The 14,105-nt window shown below is 66.2% G+C and carries 13 protein-coding genes and 1 pseudogene; 6 read left to right on the top strand and 8 right to left on the bottom strand.

Translation table 11 applies throughout. From position 1 onward, the window contains the following. The first annotated feature begins 167 nt into the window (after positions 1 to 167). The 3 genes from G9U51_RS16965 to G9U51_RS16955 all read left to right on the top strand — a co-directional run bounded on the left by G9U51_RS16965 (position 168) and on the right by G9U51_RS16955 (position 2,862). Positions 168 to 1,028 (top strand): ABC transporter substrate-binding protein, encoded by an 861-nt coding sequence (locus G9U51_RS16965; protein ID WP_127481857.1) that lies wholly within the window; start codon positions 168 to 170, stop codon positions 1,026 to 1,028. Between the two features lie 164 nt (positions 1,029 to 1,192). After that, the gene (locus G9U51_RS16960) at positions 1,193 to 2,038 is read left to right on the top strand and encodes an ABC transporter permease (RefSeq protein ID WP_018023059.1); all 846 of its coding nucleotides are present in this window, start codon (positions 1,193 to 1,195) and stop codon (positions 2,036 to 2,038) included. Continuing rightward, on the top strand, positions 2,035 to 2,862 hold the full coding sequence (locus G9U51_RS16955; RefSeq protein ID WP_018023058.1) for an ABC transporter permease: 828 nt from the start codon (positions 2,035 to 2,037) through the stop codon (positions 2,860 to 2,862). Before G9U51_RS16960 ends, G9U51_RS16955 begins: the two co-directional genes overlap by 4 nt. 22 nt (positions 2,863 to 2,884) lie before the next feature. On the opposite strand, the gene G9U51_RS16950 is transcribed toward G9U51_RS16955, so the two are convergent. After that, on the bottom strand, positions 2,885 to 4,051 hold the full coding sequence (locus tag G9U51_RS16950) for an amidohydrolase family protein (protein WP_127481855.1): 1,167 nt from the start codon (positions 4,049 to 4,051) through the stop codon (positions 2,885 to 2,887). A 221-nt stretch (positions 4,052 to 4,272) separates the two neighbouring features. Between G9U51_RS16950 and G9U51_RS16945 the strand changes: the two genes are divergently transcribed. After that, the gene (locus tag G9U51_RS16945; RefSeq protein WP_231729493.1) at positions 4,273 to 5,592 is read left to right on the top strand and encodes an ISL3 family transposase; all 1,320 of its coding nucleotides are present in this window, start codon (positions 4,273 to 4,275) and stop codon (positions 5,590 to 5,592) included. A 208-nt stretch (positions 5,593 to 5,800) separates the two neighbouring features. Here G9U51_RS16945 and istB read toward each other — a convergent pair whose 3' ends face one another. The 6 genes and pseudogenes from istB to G9U51_RS16920 all read right to left on the bottom strand — a co-directional run bounded on the left by istB (position 5,801) and on the right by G9U51_RS16920 (position 11,317). Then, positions 5,801 to 6,607: an IS21-like element helper ATPase IstB gene (gene istB, locus G9U51_RS16940; RefSeq protein ID WP_166198789.1), complete on the bottom strand. Its 807-nt coding sequence runs from the start codon at positions 6,605 to 6,607 to the stop codon at positions 5,801 to 5,803. Next, complete coding sequence (istA, locus tag G9U51_RS16935) at positions 6,604 to 8,265, bottom strand: IS21 family transposase (protein ID WP_166198787.1); 1,662 nt, start codon at positions 8,263 to 8,265, stop codon at positions 6,604 to 6,606. Before istA ends, istB begins: the two co-directional genes overlap by 4 nt. A 189-nt stretch (positions 8,266 to 8,454) precedes the next feature. Beyond that, positions 8,455 to 9,240 carry an AAA family ATPase gene (locus tag G9U51_RS16930; protein ID WP_231861306.1) on the bottom strand — a complete coding sequence of 262 codons (786 nt, stop codon included), beginning with the start codon at positions 9,238 to 9,240 and terminating at the stop codon, positions 8,455 to 8,457. A 127-nt stretch (positions 9,241 to 9,367) separates the two neighbouring features. Continuing rightward, entirely contained in the window at positions 9,368 to 10,480 is a 1,113-nt protein-coding gene (locus tag G9U51_RS16925) for a Mu transposase C-terminal domain-containing protein (protein ID WP_328823530.1), read from the bottom strand. Positions 10,481 to 10,669: 189 nt separating this feature from the next. Continuing rightward, positions 10,670 to 10,804, bottom strand: a pseudogene (locus G9U51_RS17945) (helix-turn-helix domain-containing protein); the annotation flags it as partial. A gap of 9 nt (positions 10,805 to 10,813) precedes the next feature. Beyond that, positions 10,814 to 11,317, bottom strand: a complete 504-nt coding sequence (locus G9U51_RS16920; protein WP_241244631.1) for a recombinase family protein — start codon at positions 11,315 to 11,317, stop codon at positions 10,814 to 10,816. Between the two features lie 52 nt (positions 11,318 to 11,369). On the opposite strand from G9U51_RS16920, the gene G9U51_RS16915 reads away from it, so the two are divergent. After that, a complete protein-coding gene (locus G9U51_RS16915; RefSeq protein ID WP_127481848.1) occupies positions 11,370 to 12,614 on the top strand; it encodes an IS256 family transposase in 1,245 nt (414 codons plus the stop codon). Between the two features lie 21 nt (positions 12,615 to 12,635). Here the strand turns inward: G9U51_RS16915 and G9U51_RS16910 are convergent, their stop codons facing one another. Next, a complete protein-coding gene (locus G9U51_RS16910; RefSeq protein WP_407941453.1) occupies positions 12,636 to 12,809 on the bottom strand; it encodes a recombinase family protein in 174 nt (57 codons plus the stop codon). A gap of 263 nt (positions 12,810 to 13,072) precedes the next feature. On the opposite strand from G9U51_RS16910, the gene G9U51_RS16905 reads away from it, so the two are divergent. Further along, positions 13,073 to 13,690, top strand: coding sequence for a M23 family metallopeptidase (locus G9U51_RS16905; protein ID WP_061712677.1), 618 nt, complete (start codon positions 13,073 to 13,075; stop codon positions 13,688 to 13,690). Positions 13,691 to 14,105: the final 415 nt, after the last annotated feature.

Genomic DNA, 14,105 nt, shown 5'->3' with positions numbered 1-14,105 from the left:
ATTCAACATCTTCAAGCAATGGCGCGCCTTGGCCACCCGCTACGACAAACTCGCCCTGACCTATCGCGGCGGCGTCGTCCTACGCGCCATCACCATCTGGCTCAAGGCTTTAAGAGACACGCCCTAGCGGCGAGACGCCCACGGGCGACTCCGACCAGCAAGAGATCGTGGACATCACCGTCGGTGTGATGCCTGCGTCGGAAATCGCAGGCCTGCAGGTCGGCATCGATGAAGGCTTCTTCGAAGAAGAGGGCCTGAATGTGACCACACAGTTTGCGGCCGGAGGCAGCGCACTGGTGCCTGCCCTGATCGCAGGCGACGTTCAGTTCAGTTTCGCGAGCGCGGCACAGACCGTGCCGGCCCTGTCCGAGGGACTCCCGATCCGGGTCGTCGCTCCCGCCGCCACGAGCGGCGAGAACCAGTCCCTGATCGTTTCGGCGGATAGTCCGTTCACGTCGGTCGAGGATCTGGCGGGTAAGCGTATCGGGGTCGTCTTGGTGAACAGCCTCGCCGACTTTCTAACTCGCGGGACGTTCGAGGAGGCAGGCCTTGCGGCGACTGACTTTGAGCCGCTCGAGATCGCATACCCTGACGCCTTCGCTGCGCTGGAAGCGGGGCGTACTGACGCTGCCTTCATCAGTGAGCCCTTCCAGACCACGGCGGTCCAGGCAGGTGCCAGGATCATCGCCTACCCGTTCCTCGAGGTGAACGGCGGAGACCCGCTCGTGTCGACCGAGTGGATCACCACGAATCAATATGCGGAGAGCAACCCGGATGTCGTGGAGCGATTCGAGCGCGCCATCCTCAAGGCCAATGCGTATGCCTCGGAGAACGAGCAGGCCGCTCGCGATGCAGTGCGCACACTGCTCCCCGATGTCGACCCTGATGTGCTCGCCGATATGGTGCTCCCCACGTGGCCGACCGAGTTCGATCCCGACTCGTACGAGGTGATCATCGGGCTGCTGACAAACTATGGGACGCTCACGGATCCGCCCAGCATCGAGGACATCCTGCCTGCGGAGGGATGACTCCAGCGCCCGGGCTGCCTAGGGAGCCCGGGCGCGGAGGCTCCCCATCGGGAGCGGTCGTGACCCGGGCTGCCCTGGTCGGAATCGCGAGAGAAGCGAGCTGCTCAGTCAGACGACATCATCGACGATCGCTTGGCTCGCTTGCATGGTCAAAGGAGAACCACATGTCAGTTGCCGCAGTCAAGGACCGAGCGCCGGTCACCGGCAGTCGTCGGAAACCTCTCCTGCCGTTGCCAACGAATTTCCGGTCCCGCCTGATCTACGGGATCGTCGGCACGTTGCTCACGCTGGGCGCAGCCCAGCTGCTCGTCAGCACTCAGATCATCGATGAGCGCTTCGTACCGCTTCCGACGACGGCGTTGGCACGGCTCCTAGAACTCGCCTGGACACCGGTCTTCTGGGCGGGTGTGGGCGGAACGATGCAGGGCTGGGCGATGGGGCTGTTCCTCGCCATCGTGATCGCATTGCCCTTGGGGTTCCTCATCGGCACCAACGACTATCTCTTCGCCGCAACGCGACCCGTTGTGGAGTTCCTCCGTCCGATACCGTCCGTTGCTCTGATTCCGGTTGCCATACTGATGTTGGGAATCGGCATGGAATCGAAGGTCTTCCTTGTCACGTTGGCCTGTTTGTGGCCGCTTCTCATTCAAACGATCTATGGGCTTCGCGCAATCGATCCCACACTCACGGCGACCGCGCAGTCATTCCGCATTCCGCGTCGCCTTCAGCTTCGCTCCATCGTGCTGCCTGCGATACTGCCGTATCTCGCGACGGGGTTTCGGATCGCTGCCACGGTTGCGCTAATCGTGGCCGTGACCGCAGAACTGGTGATCGGCTCACCAGGTATCGGGGGAGACATCCTGCTCGCCCAATCCAGTGGCGCTGTCGTCACGCTGTACGCGTTGGTCTTCGCCGCGGGGCTTATCGGCGTCATCCTCAACGTCCTGCTCCAGATCGTCGAACGCCGCCTTCTCCGGTGGCACCCCACCTATCGAGAGGCTGCACCATGACCGCCATGGATGTTGCGACGACCGAGGCGCTGGCAGACAAGTCAAGAGCCATCCGTCGTCGGCGCTATCGACTGCTGTCCGTCGAGGTCGCATTCCCGGTACTCGTGGTCGTCGCAGTGGGTGTCTGGACGGCCTCCGCCGGTCTATATTTCATCCCGCCGCTCACAGGTGTTCTAGTCGCTTTCCAGGAGAACTGGCTCTTCGCGCGGATGGCGAGCGACGTCTTGCCGAGTCTTTCCAGGATGATGATCGGGTTCATCGGCGCTGTGGTCATCGGCGTGGTCGTGGGGTTCGTTCTCGGTCAGGCGCACCGCCTCCAGGCGATGTTCGCACCCGTGCTCGAGTTCCTGCGCGCGATCCCTGCGGTCGCGTTGATTCCCCTCGTCATCATCGTGCTGGGCCTCGACGACACCGCGAAGGTGATTCTGATCACCTTCATCTGCCTCTGGCCCGTGCTCCTCAATACCGAAGCTGCAATCAGAGGAATGGACCCCGGACTGCGCGAGACCGCCCGGGTGTACGGCATCCACTGGTTCCGCTACGAGTTGCAGGTCGCACTTCCCGCGGCAGCTCCGCAGATCTTTGCCGGAATGCGCACGAGTCTTTCGCTCGCGCTCATCATGGTCGTCGTGAGCGAGATGATGGCGGGAGGCAACGGGATCGGCGTCTTCGTTCTTCAGTCGCAGAGGTCGTTCGCGATCACGGACATGTGGTCGGGCATCGTGCTCATCGGGATCTTCGGGTACGTGTTCAACCTGCTGCTCATCGTCGTCGAGAACCGGGTGCTCGCGTGGCACCACGGCGCGAACACCGCCGTGGAGTGACACCGCGGTCGAGAGGACGCCCTCACACCTCGATGCCGCCGCACCACACACGCAGAACGCGACGCGCGGCAGCGATGTCGGTGAGCGGATCGCCGTCCACCAGCACGAGGTCGGCTCGCAATCCGGGGGTGATCGCCCCCCGATCGTCGAGTGAGAACGCGTGCGCGGCCGTCGAGGTGGCAGCGCGCAGCGCTTCGGCTGTTGACAGGCCGGCGTCCACGAGCAGAGCGAGTTCGTCGTGCATGCTCTCGCCGTATGGCGGCGATGCCCGTGTGAAGGACCCGATGTAGGCGTCTTCGTCGTGCATGCTCTCGCCGTATGGCGGCGATGCCCGTGTGAAGGACCCGATGTAGGCGTCGGTGCCGGCCAGGACCGGAACGCCCGCGGCATGCATCGCGCGCGTGCTCTCGTGGGCGGGTGCATAGCTCACACCGGGAACGCCCGCTGCGGTGAGATTCGCGGCGATGCCTTTCATCATCGTCAAGGTCGGGATGAACACCGTGCCCTGGGCGAGCATCGTCTCAGCCGTCGCATCGTCGAGCGCGCGGTCGAGTGGAGCATGGGTGATCATGTCGGCCCCCGCAGCGAGGCTCATACGCACAGCTTCGTACAGGGCTGCGTGCGCGATGACCTTGAGCCCCCGCGCGTGCGCAGCAGCCACGAGTGCATCGAGCACGTCCTGGGTGGGACCGGGCAGATCGGCGACGATCTTGATGTAATCCACCCCGTCTGCCACCTGCACCTCTACGAACCGCTCCGCCTTGTCGGGGGAATCGACCAGCGCGACGTCCGGATAGGTCGGAATGCGGCTGTGCGTGCTGCCCTGAGATGTCGCCGCCATGCCGGCGGTGCGGAAGTCAGCGACTCCCCTCAGTCCCCGCAACGACTGGAACTGTGATGCGGGCCATGTCGCCATGTCCAGGCCGGTGGTGACACCGTACGTGGCGAGCGTCTCGAGGGACTCGCGCCCCTTCAGGTGCATGTGACAGTCGATCAGGCCAGGAAGGAGCACCGTACCTTCCGCGTTGACGACAGCGGCACCGACGACGACCGCATCCGCTGATCCGTCACCGATGCGCCCGTCGGGCTGGACGACGACCGTCGTGGGGGCGCTCAGACTGTGTCCGTCGAAGACCCTGGTGTTCGTGATCGCGGTCGCAGAGACTGCGCCGAGCGTGGAATCCGTCATGAACTGCTCCGTTCGAGGAGATGTAGATACGAGACATTATTGTTCACTATCGCGGCCAACGTATGGGTTTGTCAAGGCAAGTTGGCCCCACCTTGTCGGGGATAACTGGCTCTTCGGACATGCGGTGGGGGTGAGGCTCGCCGGGTGATGGTCGGCGGGTAGGGGTCGAGGTCCCCGAGGATCAGTAGCGCCAACTGCTGATCCATCACGAGGACCTCGACGTGCTTCACCCTACTTCGGGGTGCGCTGACGCGCGCTCTGCCGCTGATCCGTGTTACCGCTGCGATCTGCTGGTCGGTCTCGACGGCGTCCATGTCGAGCACGTTGACCGCCGCGACGGGCTGCTGATCGTCACCGTTTCGACACCGGCGGCGCCGACCGGGTGCCCGTTGTGCGGGGTCGTGGCGATCGGTCGAGGGCGCCGCCGTCGAGTGTTGCATGACGTGCCGGGCGTGACGCGGGTGCGGATCGTCTGGCGGCAACGGGTCTGGCGATGCGGCGACGTGGGCTGTGCCAAGAAGACGTTCGTGGAGCAGCTTCCCTCGCTGGTCGCTCGGCGCGGGTCGCTCACAAGGCGAGCCGTCGACTGGGCGATCGGGCAGCTGCGCCGCGAGCACGCCACGATCGAAGGACTACGTCGTCAGCTCGGGACATCGTGGAAGACGGTGTGGCGGGCTGTTGAGCCTGAACTGGTGCGGTTGGCAGCCGACGAGTCCCGGTTCGAGAACGTGACCACGCTCGGCGTCGACGAGCACATCTGGCATCACGTCGACCACCGCAAGCGGGGCCCGAAGGAACTGACCGGCATGGTCGACCTCAGCCGCGACAGCACCGGGAAGACGCGGGCCAGGCTGCTCGACCTCGTGCCGGGCAGATCGGGGAAGGCATACGCGTCCTGGCTCAGCGAGCGGGGCGAAGCGTTCCGAAAGAACGTGAAGGTGGCGGCGCTGGACCCGTTCGCGGGCTACAAGACTGCGATCGATGACACGCTCGAAGACGCGGTCGCTGTGCTGGACGCGTTCCATGTCGTCAAGCTCGGCACCGCCGCCGTCGACGAGGTCCGCCGCCGCGTCCAGCAAGACACCCTCGGGCATCGCGGTCGGAAGGGCGACCCGCTCTACGGGATTCAGACCATCCTCCGTGCCGGGGCCGAGAACCTCACCGACAAGCAGCGGATCCGGCTGACCGCGGCAATCGAGGCCGATCCTGCGCACGACGAGGTGTTCGTCGCGTGGCAGTGCGCACAGCAGCTGCGCTCTGCCTACCACGCGAAGGACCTGACCGAGGGGCGGCGGATCGCCGAGAGGGTGGTCGACACGTTCCACACCTGCCCGATCCCCGAGATCGCCCGCCTCGGCCGCACCCTCCGCCGCTGGCGTTCAGCGTTCCTGGCGTACTTCACCACGAGCCGCGCGAACAACGGCGGCACCGAGGCGATCAACGGGATCATCGAGCTCCACCGCCGCCTCGCCCGCGGCTATCGCAACCGCGAGAACTACCGCCTCCGCATGCTCCTCACCGCCGGCGGACTCACCCCATGACCCCCCCACCGGATGTCCGAAGAGCCGTCAATAGTTTGTCCGGGATTCGGCGAAATGTTCCCCTCCTGTCCCCCATTTGGCGGACATATTCGCGGCCGCTGTCGCGAGTACAGTCCCAGTGGGCACCTGTGCTGCTCCATTCGTTGCGCCCGGGGGGCTTCACGCACGGAGCAAGGATGTGTCCCAGGTGCTGATTCCCCCCTGCCGGTCACGCGGTCTGCTGGCGGGTGTGGGCGAGTCGGTAGGACTCGGTGCCTGTTTCGATGATGGTGCCCCGGAAGGTGAGGCGGTCGACGATCGCGGCGCAGAGCCGTGGGTCCGTGAATGTGCGCGTCCACTCGGAGAACGGCTGGTTCGTCGCGATCGCCACAGACGCTTTCTCTTCGCGTTCGGTGAGGACCTGGAACAGCAGCTCCGCGCCGCGGCGGTCGAGTTCCATGTAGCCGAGTTCGTCGATGATGAGCAGGTCGACGCGGCCGTAGCGGGCGATGGTGCGGGCGAGCTGGGCTTCGTCGGCGGCTTCGACGAGCTCGTTCACCAACCGCGTCGCGAGGGTGTACTTCACGCGAAAGCCCTTCTCGGCGGCGGCGGTGCCGAGTCCGATGAGCAGGTGGCTCTTGCCGGTGCCGCTGTCGCCGATGAGGCAGAGCGGGTCGCCGCGGCGCACCCATTCGCCGCCGGCGAGGGTGTTGATGGTGGCGGCGTTGAGGTTGGGGTTGGCGTCGTAGTCGATGTCGTCGAGGAACTTCGGCCGCGGGAACCCGGCGCTCTGGACGCGGCGGATGGTGGAGCGGCGGTCGCGGTCGTCGACTTCGGCGAGCAGCAGTTCGGCCAGGAACCCGACGTAGGACAGTTGCTCCTTCTCGGCTGTGCGGACCGCTTCTTCCAGGACGGCGCGCATGGTGGGCAGGCGGAGTCGGCGGAAGGCGCTCTCGGCGGCCGCTGCGGCGGCTTCGTCGGTCATCGGCCGGCGACGGCGCAGCATCGGGGTGACTGGGGTGATGGTGGGGCTCATGACGGTGTGACTCCTTCGACCTGGTTGAGGGCGGCGTGCTGTTTTGCCCGGCGGCGGGCCAACAGCTCGTCGTAATGCGCCACGGACGGCGTCGGGCGGCGATCGGGTGGGAGGCCTGCGATCACTGCGAGCGGGTCCATCAGCCGTCGCTGCGTGAGGGAGGCGACGTTCGAGGTCGCCGGCACGCTCGACTCAAGAGCGGGCGCGGTCGTGTTCTCAGTGATGCGGCGGGCCTCGACGGCGACGACCTCGGCGAGCACAGACCCGACGCTCATCGCCGCGCGGATCCCGGCGACCACCGTGTCGGCGGGCAGGTGCCGGTGCAGCAGGAGCACGTCGATCAGCTCGCGTGTCCCCGCGGCGTCACCGTTGACGCGGCGGGAGGCCTGCCAGAACGCGTCATGCTCCGGCGTGAACGCCCCGGATGTGCGGGCGTGGGCGAGCGCCGTGGACCCGGCCAGGGCACCGGGTTTGCGCATCAGCAGCTCGAGGTAGTGGTCCAGCTGCACCGACTGCCCGTACCGTTCGGTGACGCGCTCATGCCGGGCCACGAGGGTGCGGCCGTCGTAGATCAGCACCTCGCTGGCTCGCAGCAGTGCTCGCACGCGCCGGTCGACGAGGGAGGCGGGCACGGAGTACTTCGCCTGCCGGATCGTCACCAGCGCTGACCTATCCACCATCGGTGTGAGCATCTGGCCCGGCTCGAACCGGTCCTCCGGCAGCGGCCGAAGCTTCGCGCGCTCGTCCTCGAAGGATTGTCCGATCGTGGCGAGGCGGCCGGTGATTCGACGCTTGTCGTCACGTGCCTCGCATCCGCGGATGTAGTCGTTCAGGTCCGACCAGGTGTCGAACTTCGGCACCGGGGTCAGCCAGGCACGGCGAAACCGTCCGACCTCGCCCTCGACGCCGCCCTTCTCGTGTGCGCCGTCGATGCCGGGTTCGCAGTAGAAGGCGTCGAACCCGTAGTGGGAGCGGAACAGTGCCCACCGCGGGTTCTCGTCGCGCTTGCGTCCGCCGAGGACGCGGCTGACGGCCTGGCCGAGGTTGTCGTACTTGATCTGCAGCGTCGGGACCCCGCCGAGCTCCTCGAACGCGGCGACGTGGCCTTCGAGGAACGACTCCTGCGACAGCGTCGGATACGCCCGATGGACGGCCTTCCCTGAGTGGGACATGCGGTAGACGAACAGGAATGCCTTCGTGCGCACGCCGGCGAGATCGACCATGAACTCCCCGAAGTCCACCTCCGCCTCAGCTCCCGGGGCGTGCTCCTGCGGGACCGTCGCCGCAGCGGAGGCGATCCCCGCTTCGACGGCGATCTCCCGACGACGCGGGCGGACGTAATCCCGCACGGACGGGTAGCCGACCTGCGCACCGTGCTCGTCGACGAGGCGGTTCCAGATCCGTGTGGCCGTGTGACGCTGCTTGCGCGGTGCGGTCAGGTCTTCCCGCAGCATCTCGTCGATCGCAGGCTTGAACGGATCCAGAATCGACGCCGGCCGGGTCCGCGGCTTCCGCGGCGGCGGCTCCGCAGCGGCCAGCGCCTGACGCACCGTCCGGCGATGCACGCCGTGACGCTCTGCCAGCGCACGAATCGACAGATCCTCATGACGCTGATCCCTGCGAATCCGAGCGAACAGCTCCACCCTCGCCGACCTCATCCTGCCCCACTCCTGTCTAACCGGTATACCGACCAGAACAGCCTGAGGTGGGGCCACTTATCTCCGACAGAACCACCCCGGCGAGTCAGTCACTGGGGCCAGTTATCTCCGACAAGGTGGGGCCAACAAACTCTGACAGGGACAAACGTATGTGAATCGCGGCGGTAGGTGTCGTGGTTTCGGCGCCGTTTAGCGTCCGATGAGCAGGGCTTCCTGGGCGGCGTCGACGGCTTCGGGGGTGAGGTGGGTGTGCTTGTTGATGGTGAGGATGCGGTTGACCTGGGTGACGAGCCGGTCGGCCAGCCGGAAGTTTCCGTTGGTCGCTCGGACGATCGCGGCCAGAGCTGCCGTGTGCGCGAGACCGGAGTCATCGGGGTTGGGGTCCGGGAGGCGCTGTGCGACGACGGCGGTAAGTTCGTCGCTGCGGAGGGGCCGGTATTCGTGGGCGAACCCGATGCGGCTGTAGAGCTGGGGGTAGCGGGCGAGGCGTTTCTCGATGCCGGGCATACCGATGAGGATGACGCCCATTCGGTGGCGGTCGTAGAAGTCGCGGACTTGTTCGAGTCCGGCGGTTTTGAGCCGGTCAGCTTCATCGATGATGAGCAGTTCGGTGTTCCCGCTGTGCTGGGATTCGGCGTGAACGTAGGGGTCGACGTGGCCGTGCTGGGCATAGTCGATGGCCCAGGAGATGTGTTGGCAGGCTCGAGGCAGGCCTTGGTCGATCTGCTTGATGGTCGCGGCGACGGTAGGTGTGAAGAAGGCCGTTCTGCTTTGCTGGACCGCTTCGGGCACGGGCGGCAGGGCACCGCCGCTGCGGGAAAGTGGGTGCCATTGTTCCCATTCGTCGGTGCCGGCGTAGTGGCGGGCGGAGAGCGTCTTGCCGATCCCGGGGGGTCCGTAGCAGAGGCCGATGTAGCGGTGGGAGCGGACGGTGTCTGCGAACTCTTTGAACCGGCGGTGCTCCCGCGTGGTCACGAACGCTGGCCGCGTGTGTGCGTGGGGCGGTGGTGCTTCTCTGAATTCGTCGAAGTGGCCGCTGAGGAACCGGCGCCCGTCGTCGCCTGGTTCGAAGAGGACGGAGATGGGTTTGCTGTTGTCTGGCTCAGTCGTTGGCATAGGTTCTCAGTCCGTGTCGGGCCGGGGGTGGCGCTGCGCGGTCGGGGGCGCTCTCCGTTGCCGGCGCAGCTTCGGGGCTGTGGCGGGTGTCTTCAGGTAGTGAGCCAGCGTGAGTGGTGAGCTCGCGGAGCTGCTGTTTCAGGGCGCGGCGTTGCGTGTTGCGCGCCGCCTGCAGGTCGGTGAAGGACACGGTCTCGGAGGAGCGTTCGGGCGCGATCGCGCGACACAAGAACGTGTTGTCGTGGAACACTCGCACTTCGCCCAGGTCGCGGGGGTCGTACCGCACCGTGACGTCTTCGCCGACGTATGCGGCGAGGACAGGTGAGATGTATCGGGTCGATGCGAAGCGGATGCCGTCGCGTTGCACACGTCGCGTTGCCGCGGCAGTCAGCAGGAGCGAATCGATGTCTTCCGGGTGGGCGGGCATTCGAGGGATGAAGCTGTCGCTGCGCCAGCGAGTATGCGGGGCTGCGCCGGTCGCTGAATGTGGTCGTTCGTTGTACTCGTTGACGATGAATCGCTCGAGCACGTCATCGAGTTGATGCAAGGTCAGCGTGGGTTCGCTGACGGGTGACCCGCCGGTGCCGTGCGGGATGAACCCGGGCAGGTGCGGCAGCAGCTCGGTCGTGATGGTGCGGTAGAACCGTTCGATCTTGCCGCGCCCCTGCGGAACGCCGACCCGGGAGTGAATCAGGCGCACGTGTAGGTCGAGGCAGACGTGTTCGATCCTGGTCGAGGTGAAATCGGACCCGTGATCGCTGTAGAGGACGTCCGGGAGCCCGGATACCACCCACTTCGGGTTTCGTTTCCGAGCGACCGCTTGATGGATCGCCAATGCGGAATGCTCGGCCGTGGGTGCTGAGACGCCGAGCGCGTAGCCGGCGATCGCTCGCGAGTAGTCGTCGAGCACGATCGTGAGCCAGGGTCGGACGGGTTGCTGCCGGTCGTTGAGGATCATCACATCGAGCAGTGTGTGGTCCATCTGCCACTGCTCATTCGGCGCGGAAGTCGAGCGGCGGTAGACCAGCTCGAACTTGTCGCGGTACGCCGCGTCCCCGCCGTCCGCGAGGGCCGTCAGGCCCGGGTCGAGCGCGTGCACGATCTCGCGGACCGTGGTGTATCCCGGGGTCGGCAATCCGCGGTCCCGGGCGATGTCACCGATGCGACGGTGGATATACGCGATCGTAGGCGCGGGCCGGCGCACAGCAAGTGCCTCGATTGCGGTGACAAGTTCGGCGGCAGTGCGAGTCGATCCCTTATCGCTGCGAGGTGCTCTCGCGAGCCGTCCCGTCTCCATCCGAGCTGCCCACCGTTGCAAGGTCCGCACCGCAACGCCGGAGTGCTCCGCAAGACGCGTCCACGGCACACCGTCCTGGTGTTGGCGCACAAGCTCGGCCTTCTGCCGGTCGCTGAGGTGCGCCATGATCCCTCGTCAGGCCCGCTCGACGTGCTCGGCCAAGTGCCGATAGATCGTGGGCCGGGACACCCCGAACGTGTCGGCAATCTCCTGCACGGTGTGGCCGCCCTCGTCATACATCGCCCGGGCCTGCCGGATCTTCGTCGGCGTCATCTTGAACTTCGGGCCACCCTTCCGTCCTCGAGCGCGGGCGGCCGCGAGGCCGTCGTGGGTGCGCTCCACGATGAGGTCGTGCTCGAACTCCGCGATCGCAGCGAGCATATGGAAGAACAGACGGCCACCCGGAGTGGTGGTGTCGATGCCCTGCGACAGGGCCTTCAACCCAACCCCACGCTGCTGCAGCTCATCCGCGACTTGCTTGAGGTTTCGCACAGACCGGCCGAGCCGGTCAAGCTTCGTCACCACGAGCGAGTCACCCTCGCGCAGATACCCAAGGGCCTCCGTCAGCGCCGGGTTGCGTCCGCCAGAGTGGTGTATCGGTAGCTCGGTGATCGTGTCGCTGAACGCGGCGACGGTCACCGTGTGATCCTTCGAGGAAACTCCTACATCCCACTCGAAAGGACTCACGACGATGACCGTCACACCCAGTATCGACCCTGCCCGCTTCCTTGAGGAGCACCTGTCCCAGGCCTCGCCTGATCTGCTGCGCGACATGCTCGGCACGTTCATCAACGCGCTGCTGTCCGCGGACGCGGACCAGGTCTGCGGCGCCTCTTACGGCACCGTCAGCGAGCACCGTGTGAACCAGCGCAACGGCTACCGGCACCGCGACTTCGACACCCGTGCCGGCACGATCGATGTCGCCATCCCGAAGCTGCGTCAGGGCACCTACTTCCCGGACTGGCTGCTCGAGCGCCGCCGCCGCGCGGAAGCGGCGCTGACCACGGTCGTCGCCACCAGCTACCTCCTCGGCGTCAGCACCCGCCGCATGGACGACCTGGTCAAGACGCTCGGCATCACCGGGCTCAGCAGGAGCCAGGTGTCGGAGATGGCACGGGACCTGGACGAGCAGGTCACCGCGTTCCGCACCCGCCCGCTCGAGAACGGCCCCTACACATTCGTCGCCGCTGACGCGCTGACGATGAAGGTCCGCGAGGGCGGCCGGGTCGTCAAGGTCGCCGTCCTGATCGCCACCGGTGTCAACGCCGACGGCTACCGCGAGATTCTGGGCGTCCAGGTCAACAGCACCGAGGACGGCGCCGGCTGGCTGACGTTCTGGCGCGACCTGGTCGCCCGCGGCCTCACCGGGGTGAAGCTCGTCACCAGCGACGCTCACGCTGGCCTGGTCGCCGCGGCAGGCGCGACCGTCGGCGGCTCTTGGCAGCGCTGCCGCACCCACTACGCCGCGAACCTGATGTCCGTCACGCCCAAGAGCTCCTGGCCCTGGGTGAAGACCCTGCTCGGCACGGTCTTCGACCAGCCCGATGCGGAGTCCGTCCACGCCCAGTTCGACCGCGTCCTCGACGCCCTCGAACACAAACTGCCCCGCTCGTTCGAGCACCTCGAGGCCGCCCGGGATGAGATCCTCGCGTTCACCGCGTTCCCGAAGGCCGTCTGGCGTCAGATCTGGTCCAACAACCCCAACGAGCGCCTCAACCGCGAGATCCGACGCCGCACCGACGTCGTCGGCATCTTCCCCAACCGCGACGCGATCATCCGCCTCGTCGGCGCCGTCCTCGCCGAACAGCACGACGAATGGGCCGAGCAACGCCGCTACCTCGGCCTCGACGCCCTCACCGCCGCCCGCCGCGTCGGCGAGACCGACACCAGCGACGAGGAGGCGACCGGACCCGACCTCCACGCCCTCACCGCCTGACACCCCTCGACGTTCGAAGGATCACGACTCAGATACACCACATCCCAGGACTTGACCCAGCGCCGGCCTCTTCGCCAGGGTGCCAGATGCGTGTTCGACGAAGATCTTGTCGCACCCCGCAGCTTCGAGCGCATCCGTCTGGCCGTCCGGATTCTGGTCCCGGGTCGAGACGCGGGCGTAACCGATCGTGGCCATGCCTCAGCGTAACGCGAACGCCGCCCGCTTTACATAGATCGCCGACACGAGTCATGAGACACGACTCGCCGAACTGAGCGATGAGAGAGGCGGCTGACTCATGAACGGTCGTTTGCGGAACACCCTGCGATGTCGACCGCGGGCGAGAATCAACCGCCTGGGGGATGGATAGGTGGGAGGCTAGTGGGAGCGTCGAGTAGCGCCACGGGGAGGCTTGCATCCTCGCTTCACAGTCGTCGCGTCTGACCAAGAAAGGAAACCGGGTGGCCGACCTCCTTGACCTCGAGTACCCATTCACAGGTCGATGGCTCGTCCAGAACAGCCCGGCCAATCGCGTGCCCAGCCACGGCACAGCGTTGTTCGCGACGTCGTACGCGATCGACTTCGTGCCCGTCAACGACGCGGGACGCTCCGCGCCCATCACGCTCGGCTCGTTGCTGCGCTCCGAACGCCCGGAGCGATTCCCGGGCTTCGGGCGCAGCGTGCTGGCACCTGTGCAGGGAGTCGTGATCGCAGCACACGACGTCGAGCCGGACCATCCCGCGCATCGCGGATTCCCCTCGATCGGCTACGCCCTCACCCAGCAACGTCGAGCACAGGCGGGATGGGTAGCGCTTGCCGGCAACCACGTCTTCATCGAAAGCGGCGGAATCGTGGTAGCCCTCTGCCATCTCGTCCATGGCAGCGTGCGCGTACAGCCAGGACAGCACGTACAGGTCGGTGACGTGCTCGGGCAATGCGGGAACTCCGGGAACAGCACCGAACCGCACGTTCATGTCCAAGCGATCGACACCGCTGACATCGCTCGCGCCAATGCAGTCCGCCTCACCTTCAACGGCTTGCTCCCACGCAATGGCGACGTCATCGACGCCACCGCGTGACGGCATCCCGCGCACCTAGGATCCGACCCTCCTTCGATCCCGTCGCTGGATACGGGCAACTGCTGAGCTGGTCGCGAAGACCCGAGAGGATCGCTCGACACCGGTACGAGGCCGCCGCCGCGTTGACGTGGTAACCCGGCTGGAAGGTCGCTGTCTCGGCAACCACTCGCCGACGGGATCAACGCGGCCGACACAGCGGCGCCGGACACTTAGCAGCGAGACCTTCGTGACAGCTGCCACTGCGGCTCACACACAACCGGATATCGCTGAGTTGACTGCTGCTCAGCCCTAGGGCGTGTCTCCCAAAGGTTTGGGCTGGTCGCTGGAACGCTCGGTGTGTGTCTCGAACGGAGTTGCTGACTGATGCGCAGTGGGAGCTGATTGCTCCGTTGATGCCGTCCTCGCAGGGGCGTCG

The organism is Metallococcus carri (genome assembly GCF_011440275.1).
GTDB lineage: Bacteria > Actinomycetota > Actinomycetes > Actinomycetales > Dermatophilaceae > Metallococcus > Metallococcus carri.
The sequence above is the reverse complement of the archived record's forward strand: the minus strand, read 5'-3'. Positions and strand labels throughout refer to the sequence as shown.